Below are 19737 nucleotides of genomic sequence, written 5' to 3'. Positions count from 1 at the left end.
ACCGTTTGCTTCACTGATACTGGATCATCTATCTGGCGCGGTGGTGCTGCTAGACCGTGATTTGATCGTGTTGCACTGTAACCAAGCGGCAGAAGGCTTGCTGGCCGTGAGTCGGCAGCATGCTGTGGGGCAGCGGTTTTCTGATCTGACGCGCGATGCGGATGATCTCGTGACCGCTTTTCAGCAAGCATTGGATACAGCTACCCCGTTTACCCAGCGGCAAACGCACCTCACTTTGCACGCCACGCACCAAAATGTCTCGGTGGACATCACCGCCACGCCCCTGCCCGATCGCTGTTTGCTATTGGAAATACAAACCGTGGATCGCCTGTTGCGCATCAGTCGTGAAGAGGCTGTGGTGTCCTCGCAGCAAACCAGTCGCCACTTGGCGCGCGGTTTGGCGCATGAAATCAAAAATCCTTTGGGTGGCATACGCGGCGCGGCACAATTATTGGCGCGCACCTTGCCGGAGTCGGAAAAGAATACACGCGCATCATCATCGAAGAGGCGGATCGTCTGCGCGATTTGGTCGATCGCATGCTGGGCTCGCAAGAGCCGCCGGTGTTGTCGCCGATCAATGTGCATGAAGTGCTGGAGCGCGCGCTGAGTTTGTTGCGTGTGGAGTGCGGTGAAGTGGTGCGCTTTGAGCGCGATTACGACCCCAGTGTGCCGGATGTATTGGGCGATCGCGATCAGCTGTTACAAGTGGTGTTGAATGTGTTGCGCAATGCTGCGCAAGTATTGCAAGAAAGTGGTACGGATTTTGCTCGGGTTATTTTGCGCACCCGAGTCCAAAGGCAATTCACTATCGGCAAACATCAGCACAAACTGGTGTGTCGTGTGGATGTGATCGACAACGGCCCTGGTATCCCCGCGGATATTCAGGACACGATTTTCTTTCCGATGATTTCCGGGCGCGCAGAGGGGACGGGTTTGGGTTTGGCGATTGCACAATCCATCATGGCGCAACACCGCGGCATGATCGAATGTGACAGTGTGCCAGGCAGCACCCGTTTTTCGCTGTACCTACCGCTGGATGTTTAAAAAGTGACTACCGATGCTGCCGTTTGGCTTGTTGATGATGACCGTTCTATTCGTTGGGTAATTGAAAAAGCGCTGGAACAGGCGAGTATTCCTTGTCGCAGTTTTGAAACTGGCGATGCCGTGCAGCGCGAATTGGCGCGCAAACAACCTGCCGTATTGATTAGCGATATTCGTATGCCAGGCACGGACGGCCTGACGCTACTGCGCGCGATCAATCGCGATTACCCTGCGATGCAAGTCATCATCATGACTGCGCATTCGGATCTCGACAGTGCGGTAGCTTCTTATCAAGGCGGCGCATTTGAATACCTGCCAAAACCGTTTGATGTTGACGATGTGGTGGATGTGGTAAGGCGCGCGCTGTCGCAAGTACAACAAGCTGCGCCAGACGAGAAAATTATTGAACCGTTGCCGACCGAAATCATCGGTGAAGCGCCGGCGATGCAAGAAGTGTTTCGCGCTATCGGTCGTTTGTCTCACTCCAATATCACGGTGCTGATCAACGGCGAATCTGGCACGGGCAAAGAATTGGTGGCGCAGGCACTGCATCGTCACAGTCCGCGCAGTAAAAAACCGTTTATTGCTTTGAATATGGCGGCGGTGCCGAAAGATTTGATGGAATCGGAATTGTTCGGCCATGAAAAAGGCGCATTTACCGGTGCGGTGACGCAGCGGCAGGGGCGTTTTGAACAGGCCGATGGCGGCACTTTATTTTTAGATGAAATTGGCGATATGCCGCATGACACACAAACGCGCTTGTTGCGCGTGTTGGCGGATGGCATGTTTTATCGCGTCGGTGGACACACGCCGGTAAAAGTGGATGTACGCATCATTGCCGCCACGCATCAAGATCTTGCTAAGTTGGTGCAAGAACATCGCTTTCGCGAAGATTTATTTCATCGCTTGAATGTGATTCGCATTCAGTTGCCGCGATTGGCGGAACGCAGCCAAGATATTCCTGCCTTGGCGCGTTTCTTTCTTGATAAAGCAGCGCGTGAACTGGGCGTGGAAGCCAAGCGTTTATTGCCAGAAGCAGAAGCGTTCATCAGTCAATTGGATTGGCCTGGTAATGTGCGGCAATTGGAAAACACTTGCCGCTGGTTGACGGTCATGGCGCCAGGGCGTGATGTGCATACTGCCGATTTTCCACCGGATATCCTGCAGCAAGCTGAGCAGCAACAAGCGGCGGCTCTCGCACAAAGCAATAGTTGGGAACAAGTGCTGCAACAGTGGGCAGAGAAGGCGCTGGCCAGTGGGCGCGAACGCTTGTTGGAAGAGGCCACGCCAGTGTTTGAGCGCATCATGATCGAAGCAGCGTTGAAGCAAACGGCAGGTCGTCGCCGCGAAGCATCCGAGTTGCTGGGCTGGGGGCGCAATACCTTGACGCGAAAAATCAAAGAATTGGGTTTGGTGACAGAAGGCGAAGACGACGAAGAATAGGCGCGCCACTCATCGTGTCTTGCACGCAGTAGAATGGCTCTCCATTTTTGGTTTGAGAAATACTATGGCAGGCAGCAGCCTTCTTGCATTGATTGATGATATCGCCAGCGTGTTGGACGATGTGGCGCTATTAACGAAAGTTGCCGCGAAAAAAACATCCGGCGTATTGGGTGATGATTTGGCATTGAATGCCGAGCAGGTGTCTGGCGTGCGCGCCGAGCGCGAGTTGCCGGTAGTGTGGGCTGTGGCCAAAGGTTCGTTCAAAAACAAATTAATTTTAGTGCCGGCGGCGCTGCTGATCAGTGCGTTTGTACCGTGGTTGGTCACGCCGCTGTTGATGATAGGTGGAGCCTTTCTTTGTTATGAAGGCTTTGAAAAATTGGCGCACAAATTTTTGCACAGTGCTGCAGAAGATGTGGCAGAACATGAGGCAGAACATGAGGCGATCACACAGGCCTTGCTCAATCCCGATGTGGATCTGGTGGCGTTTGAGCAGGAAAAAATTAAAGGCGCGATTCGTACGGATTTTATTTTGTCGGCAGAAATTATTGTGATTTCACTCGGCACGGTGAAAGACGCCGTTTTCGCTATGCAAGTGTCGGTGGTGTGCGGCATCGCGCTGCTAATGACGGTGGGCGTTTACGGTTTGGTGGCAGGTATTGTGAAACTGGATGATGCCGGTTTGTATTTGGTCAAACACGCCGGCACCAAGGTATTGGGAAAAATAAAATATGGTTTGGGTAAGGCTCTGTTGTTGTTTGCGCCGAAGCTGATGAAGTCGCTATCTGTGATTGGCACAGCGGCCATGTTCTTGGTCGGCGGTGGCATTTTGTTGCACGGTATACCGGCGGCGCACGGCATCGTCCACGCCTTGGAGGTAGCCTTGCAAGCCGTGCCGTTGCTGGGCATCTGGCTGGCAGCCTTGGCGCCTACTCTGGCGAATCTCCTGGGTGGTATTGCGGTGGGCGGCTTGGTGTTGGCAGCGGTCAGCGTTGGCACGCGTATTTTTACCGCAGCGACACAGCGCCCGTGATGCCATTGCACTGACGCCGCCAGTCGCTACACTGCCGGCCTTTTCGCGCTAGGGTTCTGCCGTGATCGCCACCAGCAATCTCACCATCCAGTTCGGGGTCAAACCCCTGTTTGAAAATGTGTCCGTTAAGTTCGGCAATGGCAATCGCTATGGCTTGATCGGTGCTAACGGCTGCGGCAAATCGACCTTCATGAAGCTGCTCGGTGGAGATCTGGAGCCTACAGCGGGCAATGTGATGCGCCCCGCCGATGTGCGCTTGGGCAAGTTGCGGCAGGATCAGTTTGCCTACGAGCAATTCACGGTGCTGGACACCGTCATCATGGGGCATGAAGCGTTGTGGCAGGTGAAGGCAGAGCGCGACCGCATTTACAGCCTGCCGGAAATGAGCGAAGACGACGGCATGGCGGTGGCGGAACTGGAAGTGCAGTTCGCCGAATACGACGGCTACACCGCTGAATCGCGTGCCGGCGAGTTGTTGCTCGGTTTGGGTATTCCCATCGAACAACACAACGGACCGATGAGCGAAGTGGCGCCGGGTTGGAAGTTGCGCGTGCTGCTGGCGCAGGCGCTATTTTCAGATCCAGATGTGCTGCTGCTCGACGAACCGACTAACCACCTCGACATCAATACGATTCGTTGGTTGGAAGATGTGCTGAGCGCGCGCACCAGCACCATGATTATCATTTCGCACGATCGCCATTTTTTGAACAGTGTGTGCACGCATATGGCTGATTTAGATTATGGCGCGCTGAAAATATTTCCCGGCAACTACGACGAGTACATGTTAGCGGCCACACAGGCGCGTGAATTGCTGCAAAATGAAAATGCAAAAAAGAAAGCGCAGATTGCGGAATTGCAAAGTTTTGTCAGTCGCTTCTCGGCCAATGCCTCGAAAGCAAAACAGGCAACTTCGCGCGCCAAGCAGATCGAAAAAATTGAGCTGGCTGAAATCAAACCGTCCAGTCGCCAAAATCCGTATATTCGTTTTGAGCAGCAGCAGAAATTGCATCGACAGGCGCTGACTTTAATCAAAGCGACAAAAAGTTTTGATGAATTGCAGTTATTTCGCGATGTGAGCTTGCAAGTGGAGGCCGGCGAACGCATTGCTATTATCGGGCCCAATGGCGCAGGCAAAACCACGCTGTTGCGCTGCTTAATGAACGAGTTGGTATTGGATAGCGGTGAAATTAAATGGGCAGAAATGGCGAACATTGCTTATTTTGCGCAGGACCATGCCGCCGATTTTGCCGAAGATATGACGCTGTTCGATTGGATGAAACAGTGGACAAAAGGCGATGAGCAATTGGTGCGCGCTACGCTGGGGCGTTTGTTGTTTTCGCAAGATGATATTGGCAAATCGGTGAAAGTAATTTCCGGCGGTGAGCAAGGCCGCATGCTGTTCGGGCGTTTGATGTTGCAGAAGGGCAATGTGATGGTGCTGGACGAACCGACCAATCACTTGGATATGTAGTCGATCGAATCCTTGAATCTCGCGTTGGAAAACTACCCTGGCACGCTGCTGTTTGTCAGCCATGATCGCGAGTTTGTGTCTTCGCTGGCGAATCGCATTTTGGAATTTACACCCAAGGGTATTGTCGATTTCAGCGGCAGCTACGACGAGTATCTGCGCAGTCAGCAGTTGAGTCAGTGAAATAATCTAGCGAAAACCCAGTCGTCGTTTAAAAATCAACCACAACATTTTTGTGCCGGTTTTTAGTATCGCCAGCTTGCTGCCGGAGTGTTTCGATACATCGCCGATGCGCGGACGATAAGTGACAGGGATCTCGATAATTTTTCTTTCAGCGCGCAAAACTTCCACCATCATTTCGGGAGAAAAGGCGGGGCCGACAGCGGATAAATTGTCGCGAATAGTGAGATAAGTGTCGCGCCAAATTGCGCGATAAGTGCAGCCGAGATCGGTGAAGCGCGGCTCTTGGCGTATCCATAAAAATTGCAACACTTTTGCTGCCAGCACATTGCCCCAGCGCAAAAACGCATCCATGTTCGCGCCTTGCTCAATCATTTGTTTGGTGGTGCGCGTGCCTATCACCATGTCGGCATCGCGCATATACGCGAGAATTTTTGGTAAATCATCGGCGGTGAAAGAAGCGTCGCCTTCCATCAACACCAAAATATCGCCAGTAGCTGCTTGCAGTGCGCAGCGCAGTGCTTCGCCGTAACCGGCTAGTGGTTTTGAAATCACGGTCGCACCTTTGGCACGGGCGATGTCGGCGGTGCCGTCTGGTGATTGATTGTCGGCGACAATAATTTCGTCCACTTTGTCGCGGAAATCTTCAATCACATCGCCGATGGCAGCGGATTCGTTGTAGGTTGGGATCACCAAACTTACGCGGTACTGTGAAAAATTCAGCTTGCGATATAAGTTCATCGCGCTGATGTAATCTTCGGGATAATTGATGTTGCGGTAGCTGCCTTTTAAAACGGCGGCGCGCACATCAGCACCTTGCTGCGCCCAGCGATCGATCACTTCTGTTAATTCCACGCGTCCTGTTTTTGTTGATGCGGGCGTGTTTTCGATAGCGTCAAAAATAGCGGGTGAAAAAATATAAGTGCCGCAGCCGAGGTAGTGATTTTTAATGACTTCGGGTTTTTCTTCTAGGGAAGTGATGCGATCGCCTTGCAAAGTGACGGCGTAGTTTTTGCGAATTAAAGTGGTATCGCCGGTGGTTTTAATGCCGCACACCACATCGGCAGGCTCGGCGGCGTAGCGCAGCAGCTGTGCGTGGTTGCTGTCGAGGTACAACTCGTCGCCGAGTATCACAGGAAAGTGGCTGTGGATGTGGTCGCGCAATAGCAGCAGTCCGCACGCGAGGCCGGCACTGATGTCGCTGCATGCTAGGTATTCAATCTGCACGCCGAGGTTGGCGCCGTCGCCAATTGCCGCGCGAATGCGCTCGCCTTGGTGACCGATAATCAGGAAGATTTTTTTTACGCCCAGTTGATCGCGCAGAATGGCGATATTGTTCAGCAACAGCGATTGGCCGCCGACTTCCAGCAGTGTTTTGGGGGTGGATTCTGTGTAGGGGTAGAGGCGCAGCCCAGCGCCCGCTACGGGGATGACTCCAATTTCAAACATACGCAGTCTCGTTTACAGCTTTCTTATTCTATAATGTGCGGCTTGTTTTACTGCCCTCTAAACCCTTCTCAGCCTGCGTATTGCGATGAAACAGCCACTGGCGGAATTGATTCAAACAGCCTTGCTCAACTTGCAAACCGAGGGCGTGTTGCCAGCGGATAGCGCGCCGCCTAGCGTACAGATTGACAACACGCGTGACAAATCACACGGCGATCTCGCCAGCAATATTGCGATGGTGTTGGCGAAAAAAGCGGGCAAAGCCCCGCGCGATTTGGCGGCGGCAATCTTGGCGGCGCTGCCAGAAAACAGCTTGATCGCCAAAGCGGAAATTGCCGGCCCCGGCTTTATCAATTTTTTTCTGGCGAGCGATGCGCAAGCGGCCGTGGTGGCGCGCATTTTGGCGGAGCGAGAAAACTTTGGCCGCAGCAACACGGGCGCGGGTCGTAAAGTGCAAGTGGAGTTTGTGTCAGCCAACCCGACTGGGCCGCTGCATGTGGGTCACGGTCGCGGTGCAGCGATTGGTGATTGCCTGTGCCGTTTGCTGGCGGCTACCGGCTGGGATGTGACGCGCGAGTTTTATTACAACGATGCTGGCGCACAGATCAATAATCTTGCGCTGTCGGTGCAAGCGCGCGCCACTGGTTTAACGCCGGATGATGCTGCGTGGCCAGCAGACGGTTATCGCGGCGATTACATCACTGATGTGGCGGAAGCCTACTTGGCCGGTAAAAAAATTGATGCAAAAGACCCGCACAATACCGATGCGATTCGTCAATTCGCGGTAGCGTATTTGCGCCGCGAACAAGATTTGGATTTGCAAGCGTTTGATGTGCGCTTTGATGTGTTTTATCTCGAATCCTCGCTCTACAGTGAAGGCAAAGTAGAAGCTGCGGTACAGCAAATGATTGCGCAGGGGCACACTTACGAAAAAGACGGCGCGTTGTGGTTAAAGACCACGGATTTTGGCGATGACAAAGATCGCGTGATGCGCAAAACGGAAGGCGGTTACACCTATTTTGTGCCGGATGTCGCGTATCACTTGAACAAATGGCAGCGCGGTTTTACGCGTGTGATTAACGAACAGGGCGCCGATCACCATTCCACCATCACGCGTGTGCGCGCCGGTTTGCAGGCTTTGAATGTGGGGATTCCTACCGCTTGGCCTGATTATGTGCTGCACCAGATGGTGACGGTAATGCGCGGCGGCGAAGAAGTAAAAATTTCCAAGCGCGCCGGTTCTTATGTCACCTTGCGCGATTTAATCGAATGGTGTGGACGCGATGCCACGCGTTATTTCTTGGTGTCGCGCGCCGCTACCTCGCAATTGGTGTTTGATGTGGATTTGGCTGTTGCCAAAAGCAACGACAATCCCGTGTATTACATTCAGTACGCCCACGCACGCATTTGCAGCGTGTTGAAGCAAGCACAAGAAAAAAGTTTGCTTTGGGATCCAGAGCAAGGCTTGGCGCATTTGGATTGCCTTGCCGCATCTCATGAGTCCGATTTGCTGAATACCTTGGCGCGCTATCCAGATGTGGTGGCATCCGCAGCACAAGATTTGTCGCCGCACAGCATTGCGCAGTATTTGCGCGAACTGGCCGCTGGCTTGCATACTTGGTACAACGCTGCGCAGTTCTTGGTGGAAGATGCCGCGTTACGCAACGCACGCTTAACGCTGGCCGTGGCCACGCAGCAAGTATTGCGCAATGGTTTACAGCTGTTGGGTGTCAGCGCGCCGGAGTCTATGTAATGGTTTTGTTAAAACACAGTGGAGCAGTGAGCGCGCAATGAGCCACGATTTTGCCAGAAGCCAGCGCATCCGAAAGGAAGCCCCTCGCGCACCCAAACGCAAAAAAAGTAAAGGCATACCCTCTTGGTTGTGGGTATTGGTTGGCACCCTAGTCGGTTGTCTGATCATGTTTTTGGTGTATTTGTCGGGTGTGCGTCCGCCGCTGCCGGCGCCTGTTCTTGCTCCGCAGCATCCAGCCACTAGCAGTGAGACTCCTGCTGCCGAGCAGCCTCCTGCACCACCTAAACGCGTCAGCCCTGTATTTGAGTTCTACACCAAGCTGCCGGAGGGCGGTCAGCCAGTGACGGATATCGCGCCTGCCGAGCAGCCGACTATGCCGCCGCCGACTACGCCAACGACCGACACTGCAGGGCAGCCCGTTGCAGCAACAGCCACAGCGGGTGCTACTCCAGCCCCAGCTACAGTTACAGCTACCGCGCCAACAGCTGCTGTGGCCGCAACTACTACGGTGGAGCCGCCCGTCGCACCCGTGCCAGAAACTAAAACAGCAGCGGTAAAAGTCCAACCGGAAGAAGAGCTGGACCCTATGCAGCAATTGCTGGCGCAAAAAGAGCAAGAGCGGAAATTGAAGGCGCAAGAAAAAGCACCTAAAGAAAAGTCGTCTGTGGTGGCTGCAAAAACTGCAGCATCAGCAAGTACAAGCGGCGCGCGCTACCTGCAAGCCGGCGTGTTCCGCAACAAGGCGGAGGCGGAAAAACTGCGCAGTAAAATGTCGCGCTTGGGTGTTGGTGCTTCTATTCGTGCCGCCAGTGATGCGAATGGTGCGAGCTTGCAGAAGGTTTTAGCTGGACCATTTCATACCAGTGCCGAAGCGGATAACGCGCGCCTCATGCTGAATGGCAATGGTATCAATACCATTCCGATGAAATAGCCCATACCTTGAAACTGCAACCTGCAGCCCATAGATAGCCAGTTCACTCCGCTGTCAGGATATCCCCTTGGAACAGTATCACGGCACCACCATTCTCTCTGTGCGCCGCCACGGGCGCGTTGTTATCGGCGGCGATGGCCAAGTCTCCCTTGGCAACACCATCATGAAGGGCAATGCGCGCAAAGTGCGCCGCCTGTATCACGACAAAGTGCTCGCGGGTTTTGCCGGCGGCACCGCCGATGCCTTTACCTTGTTCGAGCGTTTTGAAGCGAAGTTAGAAAAATATCAAGGTCACTTGGTGCGTGCCGCCGTGGAATTGGCAAAAGATTGGCGCACCGATCGCGCGCTGCGTCGTTTGGAAGCGCTATTAATTGTGGCGGATAAAACCAGCTCGCTGATTATCACCGGCAATGGCGATGTGATTGAGCAAGAAGATGATTTGTTGGCTATCGGCTCCGGCGGCTCGTTTGCACAGGCGGCGGCCATCGCGTTGTTGCACAACTCTGAATTGTCGGCGAGAGATATTGTGGAAAAAAGTTTAGCGATTGCAGCGGATATTTGTATTTACACCAATCACAGCCGCACGATTGAAGAAATGGAGTGCGAGCATGTCTAATATGACACCGCGAGAAACTGTCAGCGAACTCGATAAATACATTATTGGCCAAAACGATGCCAAACGCGCAGTGGCGATTGCTCTGCGCAACCGCTGGCGGCGCATGCAGTTGCCTGAAGATTTGCGCGCAGAAATCACGCCAAAAAATATTTTGATGATCGGGCCTACCGGCGTTGGCAAAACAGAAATTGCGCGCCGTTTAGCAAAACTGGCCGATGCGCCGTTTATCAAAGTGGAAGCGACCAAGTTTACCGAAGTGGGCTATGTTGGGCGCGATGTGGAATCTATCGTGCGCGACCTGCTGGAAATGTCGATCAAATTATTTCGCCAGCGCGCGATGGAGTCTGTGCAGGTGCGCGCACAAGATGCGGCAGAAGATCGCGTGTTGGACGCGCTGTTGCCCGCTGCACGAGGTGTAGATGCGCAAGAAAAAGAAACCGGCACGCGGCAAGTATTTCGCAAAAAACTGCGCGAAGGCGAGCTGGATGATAAAGAGATAGAAATTGAAGTGGCGGCGGCATCCGTGGGTGTGGAAATCATGGCGCCTCCCGGCATGGAAGAAATGACCAGCCAGTTGCAAAACATGTTTTCCAACATGAACAGCGACAGAAAACGGTTGCGCAAAATGACGGTGCGCTCGGCGATGAAGCAGTTGCAAGATGAAGAAGCGGCGCGCCTAGTGAATGATGAGGAAATTAAAACGCAGGCGATCAACGCAGCCGAGCAAAATGGCATTGTGTTTATCGACGAGATCGACAAAGTGTGTCGCCGTGGAGAAACCAGCGGCGCCGATGTGTCGCGTGAAGGCGTACAGCGCGATTTGTTGCCACTCATTGAAGGCTGCACGGTATCGACCAAGTACGGCATGATCCGCACCGACCATATTTTGTTTATTGCCTCTGGCGCGTTTCATTTGGCCAAGCCATCCGATTTAATTCCAGAGCTGCAAGGGCGTTTGCCTATCCGCGTGGAATTGAATGCGCTGACCCCCGATGATTTTGCGCGTATCTTGCAGGAGCCAGATGCCTCGCTCACTGAGCAGTATCAGGCTTTGATGCAGACGGAAGGTTTGAAAATTGTCTTCAGTCCAGACGGCATTCGTCGCTTGGCAGAAATTGCTTGGCAAGTGAATGACCGTACCGAAAATATTGGTGCGCGCCGTTTGCATACCGTGATGGAGCGTCTGTTGGAAAGCGTATCGTTTTCCGCTGGCGATTTAGCGGCGGAAGGTAAAACGGTAACAATTGATGCGGCTTATGTGGATCAATCGTTGGGTGAGTTGTCGCAAGACGAAGATTTGAGTCGGTTCATCCTCTGAGCCGACTCCAGTTTTCCAAAAAATAAAAATTATTTTTTGCTGGCTGCTGCCATGGTGCTGTTGAAATCCCAGTAGGCGCGTAAGTTGGTGACTTTGCCTTCGGCGTTGACATGATAAATAAATACGCCTTTGGCTTCGATTTTCATATCGCCCATGGTGTTGAGGATGGAGCCGACATTGGCGCAGGCAATGTCGCTCACCGGATACGATTCGCGAATGTTGAAATCGACACTGCCGGTGGCGATGCACATATCCCAAAACGCCGCGATGGCCGCCTTGCCGCGATGGCCGTTGCCCGTCGCATCCAGTGGTGATTTCCCCACTGGATCTTCAATACAGGCATCGTCGGCAAAGTTTGCCACCCAAGCTTCTTTGTTTTTAGCGCGCACGGCATCAATAGAGGCGCTGTGCAGCCGCTTGCGCGGCGTTGGTGATGGTGAAATCGCTCATGGTTTTTATCTCCTGATGGTGGTGTTTATGGCTGTTCGGGTAAAGGGAGTGGTGCGCTGGCTTTGCCGCTGACTACGCGCCACCACAATTTTTTTGCTAGTGGCCAACTGAATAAGGTGTTGATGGTCATGGCGCATTCGTAACTGCATTTGCATTTTTCAGCGACGATTTTTTTGCGCAAGGCTTGCGCAGCGCTGCTGGCAACAATATTACGGAAATTGTTGGCGGGCTGGTTGCCAATAATATTGCCGACGGTGTCGGGCAGCATTTCACAGGCATTCACGCGGCCGTCTTCCCAGATCACATAGGTCAAATCGCCGGCGGTGCAGGGCGTAACAAACTCGTTAAAACGCATCACACGGTAGATCAATTCTTTTTGTACGGATTCTTTGGCGCGCACAATCATGCCGCCGAGATAACCAAAAGCGGTTAGAGTTTTGTGCTGGATGTGCCATTCGTAGCGCTCCACCGCTGCTTTATAGGTGTCCAGTAATTGTGCGGCAGCGTGTGGATTTTCTATATCGCGTATCAAATTGATACTGATCTGGTTGGGCTGAAAAGTGTCAGTGATTTCGTCAATAAAATTAGGATACTCATGCGCATTGGCTTCGTTGACCACGGTAATAATGCCCAGCGATAGCCGTGGATACACGCGTTGAATTTCTTTTAATTTCTTCCAGGTTTTGAGCAAGTGCTGCCAAGAATCTTTGCCGCGTATGGCATCGTGTATGGCTTTGGGGCCATCGACAGAGATTTGTACGGTCAGCGCACCGTGTTGCATGGCTTGCAGCATGGCGAGTGTGCTGAGGTAAGTTTTGTCAGTGTACCAGCCGTTGGTGGGAATGCTCACCATCATGGGCTGGCAGTTCTGCATGATGATGCGATGAATATCCGGCAGGTCGCTGCGAATAAACGGCTCGCCGCCACCGAGGGCGTACCACAATACCGAGCCAATTTCCTGCGTGGTTTTTTGTAATTGCCTCAAAGATTGCTCGCCCGGATCTTTGGCATCCAGCGTTTCTTTGTAGAAGCAGTGTTCACAGCGCAAATTGCAGCGCGCAGTGATGAAGTGAATGATGCTGACCGGCATGCCGCGCCGAAACAGCACGCGCTTCGCCAGCTCAAATAGTGTAGGCACTCTGCGCATGGCTTGTGTCAGCACAATATAAACATGCTGCGATTTTGCCAACATCACGCCGGCACAAATCGTCGCGCCCATGAAAGGCCACAGCAGTAGCCCTGTGAGTTTTTCTCGCCATTTGGCCGCGGTAAATACTTCATGCGCTGTGAATAGCGGAGAAAGAAATAGTGCTATCAGTAAGAGCAGTGCTATGGTGTTGGGCAGCGCGTGGGTTGCGGTGAGCAACAACAACAAAATGGGCGAAACGCAGGAGGCGATCAAGCTGACTTTGAAGCGTGTGCTGAGCTGGTTTTCAACGCGACTAAAAATAGCGGGGTGTTGGTGCAGCGTCTCCTGCGCCAAATAAGCTTTGTGTCCGTGATCCAGCATCAAATCATAAAAAGAAAAAATCTTGATGTGGTCGGCTAAAAAATCGGGATAGACGTTGATCTCGGTGCCGGCGTTGATAGCGCGTATACAAATTTCTTTGTCTTCGTGCATGCGCAAATGCGGATTAAAAAAACCAATTTTTTTGTAAATGTCGCGCCGTACGAGTAAGTGCGAAGATTGTCCGTAACGATAGTGGTTGCGTGCAAACTCACTCTCAAAGCGGTGGTGCTGTATGTTGACGATAAAACGGCTGATGCTGTTGTAGTCTGGGCAATCCAGCGTGTACAAACCAAACGCCATGTCGTGTGCATTGGCTGCCATATGGCGTCGCACAAATTGCCTGCCTTCTTCGGCTAGCACCACATCGGCATCCACAAACAACACATAGTCTCCCTGCGCTTGCTGCCAGCCGGCGTTGCGCGCTGCGCCAGGAAAAGCGCGCTGGCTCAAATGCAGTAAACGCACCGCAGAATGTGCCGGTAGAACAGTGGGTTGTGGGCTGGAATCGCACACCAGAATTTCTAGCGGTTCCAGTGGCAGCAATGCTTGCAGCACACGGTCAGCCTGCCACGCGCCGTACACCGGTATCACGATGGATAGTGTGGCGGATGAGGCGATGGTTGTAGTGGAATCCGAGGCGTCTTGCATGGTGTTGTTGTTTATTTGCAGGTGACCATTTAACCATGCGAATGCAGGGGCGTCATCTAGCTGCTTGGCGTAGCATGTCTTCTGTAGAAGAAGTGTTGAGGAAGGCAGAATGGTAATGGATACACAGCAAGCGTGGGCAATCTTCCCTGTTGCAAATGCGTTTTGCGGTATTGCGTGGTGTGAGCGAGGCGTAACGCATTTTTTGTTGCCGGAGACAACGATAGCGCGCATGCAAAAAGAATTGCAGCTTGTGACAGCGCAGCGCGAACCCGCTCAAAAAATGCCGGCATGGATTGCGCGGCTGATTCGACAAATTGCTGTGCATCTCAAAGGTAAATCACAAGATTTTTCTGCGATTCCTGTTTTTATCGAAAAAGCCTCACCGTTTATGCACGCTGTGTATGACGCGGCGCGGCGCATTCCTGCAGGCGAAGTGGTCAGCTATGCCGAGTTGGCGCGGCGCATTAAAAAACCGGGAGCCGTGCGCGCGGTGGGAACGGCGCTGGGGAAAAACCCTGTGCCGCTGATTATTCCCTGCCATCGCATCATTGCTGCATCAGGAAAATTGGGTGGTTTTTCTGCGCAAGGCGGTCTGGATGCCAAGAAAATGTTATTACATTGCGAAGGTGTGAGCGTTGAAAAACCGCAATTGATGGCGAGTGCCGCGCAGTGGCAATCTGGCGTGCGGTTTTTGTTGCAAGACAAACAATTTCGCCAGTTGCACAAACAGGTGGGAGAGTTTGCTTTTCAACCGCAGCACAATGCTGAGCCTTTGGATGTCTTTATTCAGGCAATCGTCAGTCAACAACTTTCCACCAAAGTGGCGACGACGATTTTTGAGCGCGTTAATCAACTGGTGTCTAAACGCGGAAAACCCTGCGCAAAAACATTGTTGTCTTTGCCGGATGCCACGCTGCGCGGTGCAGGTTTGTCTGGCATGAAGGTGGCGTATTTGAAAGATTTGGCACAGCACGCTCTGCGTGGAGAGCTGCCTTCGCTGGCAGAAGCGAAGGCAATGAGCGATGAACAACTGGTGCGCTGTTTTACCGCCATCAAAGGCATAGGGCGCTGGTCCGTGGAAATGTATTTGATTTTTGATTTGGGTCGCGCTGATATTTTTCCTGTCGATGACTACGGTATTCGCAAAGCAGTAGCACAGTTGTATGAATTAGATGGTTTGCCGCTGGCAAAAGCCATGGTGCAGTACGGCGAGGCGTGGCGGCCGTATCGCAGTATTGCGTCCTTGTATCTGTGGCGGCTGTTGGATAACGCTTAGAGTGCGACGATAACCATCAATACCCAGAGTTCGGCGAGCTGCTGTGCGCCGCCCAAACAATCGCCGGTGTAGCCGCCAATGCGTTTGCGGTAATACCACGCTGCCCAATAGCGCAGGGCGAGCAAGCCGAGCAGCAACGGTAGCCACGCGCGCATAGGGAGTAGCAACAGTGCGAGTGCGGCAGTGGCAACGGTAAACCACAGCGAAGTGAGGGTAAATTCAGCGGGAGGGGTTTTGGCTATACCGTCCTCTGTGTCGCGTACATAGGGGAGGTCCAGCAGTAGCGATGTCGCAGCGGTGCGACTGAGAACATGGCCTGCTATCAAGGCGCACAGAGCATTGGTCAGCGGCAAGCTACATAACAGACTGATTTTACTGGATAGCATCAGCCCCAAGCCCAGCGTGCCATAGGTGCCGAGGCGGGAGTCTTTCATGATGCGCAGCACCTGTTCCTTCTCCCAGCCGCCACCAAAGGCATCGCACATATCGGCAAAACCATCCTCGTGGAAGGCGCCGGTGAGCAAAATAGCGAGAGCGGTTGCGAGGATAGCGGCCGGCACCCAAGGCAAGAGGTTGGAGCACAGCCACAGCAGCAGGGCGGCAAGCCCGCCCACCAGCCAGCCCACGGCGGGAAACCAGCGTGCCATGCCGAGCTGAAGCGCCGCGTCGTGCTGCACCCAGCGGGCAATGGGTAGACGCGTGAGAAACATCGTCGCCATGAGAAATTGTTGCCAGTATTGTCGAGGAGTCATTGCGGTCTATCCGGTGGTTTTTTGTAAAATCTGCTGTTGATGCACTGTGCTTGTGCGGGTTTTTGCAGGAAGCACTGTGATGGTGCCTCCTCTAGCAAAATACTGCGATTTTGATCGGTAAATTTACGGAAATTTCGCCAAATAGCGGACACAAAACGCGGGCAGTTTACTGTAGAATGCCGCGCCAACTGCAGTTCTGCTGCCGGGGAGCCCGCGGTGAAATCTACCAATATCCAAGATCCAGAATATTTCCACAAAGTCGTCGATTGTCAGTACGCCTGCCCGTCGCATACGCCTGTGCCTGAGTACATCCGTCTAATCGCGCAAGAGCGCTATGCGGAAGCGTACATGGTCAACTGGGAGTCGAATGTTTTTCCAGGTGTGCTCGGTCGCACCTGTGACCGCCCTTGCGAGCCAGCGTGTCGTCGCGGTCGCGTGGAAGACAAGCCTGTTGCTATTTGCCGCTTGAAGCGCGTTGCCGCCGATAACAAAGGCGATGTGTTGGCGATGATGCCGAAAATCCCGCAGCAGAAAAATGGCAAAAAAATTGCTTTGATCGGCGGCGGTCCTGCTTCTCTGACAGTGGCGCGCGATTTAATGCCGCTGGGTTACGAGATCGATTTGTACGATAACCAATCGTCGGGCGGCGGTTTTATGCGCAGCCAGATTCCATCTTTCCGCTTGCCAGCGGAAGTGTTGGATCAAGAAGTTAATTTCATTACTGACATGGGTGTGGTGACGCACTACAACACGCATGTCGATAGTTTGAACAGCGTGCTGGCAAAAAATTATGACGCGGTGTTTGTCGGCACTGGTGCGCCGCGCGGTCGCGATTTGAAGTTGCCCGGTCGCGAAGAAGCGGATGCCAATATTCAGATTGGTATTAATTTTTTAGCCAGCGTTGCATTCGGTCATACCACTAAAGTTGGCAAGCGTGTATTGGTCATCGGCGGCGGCAACACCGCGATGGATTGCTGTCGTACGGCGCGTCGTCTCGGTGGTGAAGATGTAAGAATTGTGGTGCGCAGCCCCTTTGAAGACATGAAAGCTTCACCGTGGGAAATTGAAGACGCACAACACGAAGGTATTCCATTTTTTAACAATCATGTGCCGAAAGAATATGTCGTTAAAGACGGTAAATTGGCGGGCATGAATTTTGAAAAAGTAGAAGTTTCTCATGATGCCGATGGCAAGCGCGTGATGAAGTCTTCTGGCGAGTTCGTGTTTTTTGAATGCGACGATGTGTTGATGGCGGTCGGCCAAGAAAACGCCTTTCCGTGGATAGAAGCGGAGAGCGGTGTGGCGTTTGATAAATGGGGCATGCCAGTGTTGGATGCGGTTACCTATCAAGCAAGTAACCCGAAAGTGTTTTTCGGTGGTGATGCCGCGTTCGGTCCAAAGAATGTCATCACGGCGGTCGCACAAGGTCATCAGGCGGCGATTTCGATTGATTTGTTCTGCCAAGGCGGCGATGTGCAAAATCGCCCCGCGCCTGGCACGAATTTGATCGGTCAGAAAATGGGTATCCACGAGTGGAGCTACGACAGTGTGGTTTCGCATGAATTGCGCCACGCTGTGCCACATGCGCCGACAGAAAAAGCGCTGTCTGATCGCATGTTGGAAGTGGAGTTGGGCTTTGATCGCGCAGTCGGTTACGAAGAAACACAGCGCTGTTTGAACTGTGATGTACAGACGGTGTTTACATCGAGCAAGTGTATTGAGTGTGATGCCTGCGTCGATATTTGCCCCACGCGCTGCATCACTTTTACTCATCCGCAGGAAAATGAAGAAACCTTGCGCGAACATTTGAGTGCGCCCGCGGTGAATCACGAGCAGGCTTTATATATCGCAGACGGCTTGAGCACTGGGCGTGTGATGGTGAAGGACGAAGATGTTTGTTTGCACTGTGGTTTGTGTGCTGAACGCTGCCCAACCTCAGCATGGGATATGCAGAAATATCTTTACAGTGTCACGAAGGCTGGCCAGCGCGGTTCTGGCGAGTCGTGTGCGGCTTAAGCCGAGGTGTGGTCGTGAAAAAACTTGAAACAATCAATGACTGTGTAATCAAATTTGCCAATGTCAATGGCACGGGTTCTTCCAGTGCCAATGCCTTGTTGGTGAAAGCTGTTTTTCGCATGGGCATTCCTGTTAGCCCGCGCAATATTTTTCCATCCAATATTCAGGGCTTGCCCACTTGGTATGAAGTGCGTGTCTCGGAAAAAGGTTACACCGGTCGTCGCGGTGGTGGTTGTGATGTGATGGTGGCGGTCAATCCGCAGTCGATAGAGCGTGATTTCCACGATGTCACGCCTGGTGGTTATTTTATTTACGACTCCACCAAGCCGCTTGATAAAAAATTGGTGCGCAGTGATATTCATATTCTGCCGATTCCGCTGATGGAATTGTCCATGCGCGAGTACACCGATGCGCGTCAACGGCAGTTGTTCAAAATATTATTTATATTGGTGCATTGGCTGCGTTGCTGGATATTGAATTCAATGTGCTGACCGGTTTGATTGGCGATCAGTTCAAAGGTAAAGAAAAATTGATTGCGCCTAATGTGCGCGCCTTGGAATTGGGTTTTCAGTATGCCAACGAACATTTCACTTGCCCGTTAGGTGTGCGTTTAAAACGCTGTGACAGCGTGGGTGATCGCATCTTGGTTGATGGCAACACGGCTTGCGGTCTCGGTGCAGTTTATGGTGGTGCGACGGTAGTGGCGTGGTATCCGATTACGCCTAGCACTTCCGTTGTGGATGCCTACGAAAAATATGCCAAGCGTTTGCGTGTAGATCCTGATACCGGTGAAAAAAACTTTGCCATTATGCAGGCGGAAGATGAACTGGCCGCGATAGGGATGGTGATCGGCGCTAACTGGAATGGTGCGCGTTCGTTTACGGCAACCTCCGGCCCAGGCGTATCGTTGATGAGCGAATTCCTCGGTTTGGCCTATTTTGCCGAAATTCCGACGGTGTTGATTGATGTGCAGCGTGCAGGGCCGTCTACCGGTATGCCGACACGCACACAGCAGTCTGACATTCTTGCGGCGGCGTATGCGTCACACGGCGATACCAAGCATGTGCTGCTGTTCCCGTCGACGCCGAAAGAGTGTTTTGACATGACGGCTGATGCCTTTGATTTGGCAGAGCAGCTACAAACACCGATCATCATGTTGACCGATCTCGATTTAGGTATGAACGATTACATGTCGCCACCGTTGGTGTGGGACGATGCGCGTACTTATCAGCGCGGCAAAGTGCTCAATGCCGAGCAACTCGATAAAATTGAAAAATTTGGCCGTTATTTGGATGTGGATGGCGATGGTATTTGCTACCGCACCATTCCCGGCACGCATCCATCCAAAGGCGCGTTTTTCACGCGCGGCACTTCGCGCGATACTTACGCTGTCTATACAGAAGACGGCGATAAATATGTAGAAAACATGAATCGCCTGCTGCACAAATTTGAAACGGCAAAACAGTATGTGCCAGCGCCAGAACAGTTTTCGGAGCAAGCAAGCGCGCGTTATGGCGTGATTTTCTTCGGCACCTCTGCCGCGCCGACAATGGAAGCACTGGATTTGTTGGCAGAAGATGGCGTGCAATTGAACGCCCTGCGCATTCGTGCGTTTCCGTTTAATAAGACAGTGGATGATTTTATTGCGCGCCACGACAAAGTATTTGTTGTCGAACAGAATCGCGATGCACAGTTACGCACGCTGCTGATGGCCGAAAACGATGTGTCGCCGCAACAAATGGTTTCTGTGCTCAATTTTGATGGCATGCCTATCACTGCAGAATTTATTCGCAGCAAGATACAGAATTACTTGCAGCTAGCCCCCGTTATTCCACTTCACAAAAGCGTCTAGGTGA

General features: G+C 52.7%; 12 protein-coding genes and 3 pseudogenes. 11 read left to right on the top strand and 4 right to left on the bottom strand.

Translation table 11 applies throughout. The annotated features are described in order from the left end of the window. Positions 1 to 13: 13 nt before the first annotated feature. From glnL to IPK30_03655, 4 genes and pseudogenes are all read left to right on the top strand, one after another. Positions 14 to 1044, top strand: a pseudogene (gene glnL / locus IPK30_03670) (nitrogen regulation protein NR(II)). A 3-nt stretch (positions 1045 to 1047) separates the two neighbouring features. After that, positions 1048 to 2484, top strand: a complete 1437-nt coding sequence (gene glnG, locus IPK30_03665; GenBank protein MBK8102392.1) for a nitrogen regulation protein NR(I) — start codon at positions 1048 to 1050, stop codon at positions 2482 to 2484. A gap of 64 nt (positions 2485 to 2548) precedes the next feature. Beyond that, positions 2549 to 3517, top strand: a complete 969-nt coding sequence (locus IPK30_03660) for a DUF808 domain-containing protein (GenBank protein ID MBK8102391.1) — start codon at positions 2549 to 2551, stop codon at positions 3515 to 3517. 61 nt (positions 3518 to 3578) lie between these two features. Further along, positions 3579 to 5168: pseudogene (locus IPK30_03655) on the top strand (ABC-F family ATPase). A gap of 6 nt (positions 5169 to 5174) precedes the next feature. On the opposite strand, the gene IPK30_03650 reads toward IPK30_03655, so the two are convergent. After that, positions 5175 to 6614: a glycosyltransferase gene (locus tag IPK30_03650; GenBank protein ID MBK8102390.1), complete on the bottom strand. Its 1440-nt coding sequence runs from the start codon at positions 6612 to 6614 to the stop codon at positions 5175 to 5177. An 85-nt stretch (positions 6615 to 6699) separates the two neighbouring features. On the opposite strand from IPK30_03650, the gene IPK30_03645 reads away from it, so the two are divergent. The 4 genes from IPK30_03645 to hslU all read left to right on the top strand — a co-directional run bounded on the left by IPK30_03645 (position 6700) and on the right by hslU (position 11229). Next, entirely contained in the window at positions 6700 to 8364 is a 1665-nt protein-coding gene (locus IPK30_03645) for an arginine--tRNA ligase (protein ID MBK8102389.1), read from the top strand. A 37-nt stretch (positions 8365 to 8401) separates the two neighbouring features. Beyond that, entirely contained in the window at positions 8402 to 9295 is an 894-nt protein-coding gene (locus tag IPK30_03640) for an SPOR domain-containing protein (GenBank protein MBK8102388.1), read from the top strand. A gap of 67 nt (positions 9296 to 9362) precedes the next feature. After that, positions 9363 to 9911, top strand: coding sequence for an ATP-dependent protease subunit HslV (gene hslV / locus IPK30_03635; GenBank protein ID MBK8102387.1), 549 nt, complete (start codon positions 9363 to 9365; stop codon positions 9909 to 9911). Then, positions 9904 to 11229, top strand: coding sequence for an ATP-dependent protease ATPase subunit HslU (hslU, locus tag IPK30_03630; protein MBK8102386.1), 1326 nt, complete (start codon positions 9904 to 9906; stop codon positions 11227 to 11229). The genes hslV and hslU overlap by 8 nt, the downstream gene beginning before the upstream one ends. A 29-nt stretch (positions 11230 to 11258) precedes the next feature. On the opposite strand, the gene IPK30_03625 is transcribed toward hslU, so the two are convergent. After that, the gene (locus IPK30_03625) at positions 11259 to 11642 is read right to left on the bottom strand and encodes a nuclear transport factor 2 family protein (protein ID MBK8102385.1); all 384 of its coding nucleotides are present in this window, start codon (positions 11640 to 11642) and stop codon (positions 11259 to 11261) included. 62 nt (positions 11643 to 11704) lie between these two features. Continuing rightward, positions 11705 to 13837 (bottom strand): radical SAM protein, encoded by a 2133-nt coding sequence (locus tag IPK30_03620; protein MBK8102384.1) that lies wholly within the window; start codon positions 13835 to 13837, stop codon positions 11705 to 11707. A 115-nt stretch (positions 13838 to 13952) separates the two neighbouring features. Between IPK30_03620 and IPK30_03615 the strand changes: the two genes are divergently transcribed. Then, on the top strand, positions 13953 to 15113 hold the full coding sequence (locus IPK30_03615) for a methylated-DNA--[protein]-cysteine S-methyltransferase (protein MBK8102383.1): 1161 nt from the start codon (positions 13953 to 13955) through the stop codon (positions 15111 to 15113). Here the strand turns inward: IPK30_03615 and IPK30_03610 are convergent. Then, positions 15110 to 15865 (bottom strand): adenosylcobinamide-GDP ribazoletransferase, encoded by a 756-nt coding sequence (locus IPK30_03610; protein ID MBK8102382.1) that lies wholly within the window; start codon positions 15863 to 15865, stop codon positions 15110 to 15112. The genes IPK30_03615 and IPK30_03610 overlap by 4 nt on opposite strands. 216 nt (positions 15866 to 16081) lie before the next feature. On the opposite strand from IPK30_03610, the gene IPK30_03605 reads away from it, so the two are divergent. Beyond that, entirely contained in the window at positions 16082 to 17881 is a 1800-nt protein-coding gene (locus IPK30_03605) for an FAD-dependent oxidoreductase (protein ID MBK8102381.1), read from the top strand. Next, positions 17806 to 19733 (top strand): annotated as a pseudogene (locus IPK30_03600) (2-oxoacid:acceptor oxidoreductase subunit alpha). The gene IPK30_03605 and the pseudogene IPK30_03600 overlap by 76 nt, the downstream one beginning before the upstream one ends. Positions 19734 to 19737: the final 4 nt, after the last annotated feature.

It is taken from the genome of Cellvibrionales bacterium, from assembly GCA_016713115.1.
Classification (GTDB): Bacteria; Pseudomonadota; Gammaproteobacteria; order Pseudomonadales; family UBA7239; genus UBA7239.
The sequence above is the reverse complement of the archived record's forward strand: the minus strand, read 5'-3'. Positions and strand labels throughout refer to the sequence as shown.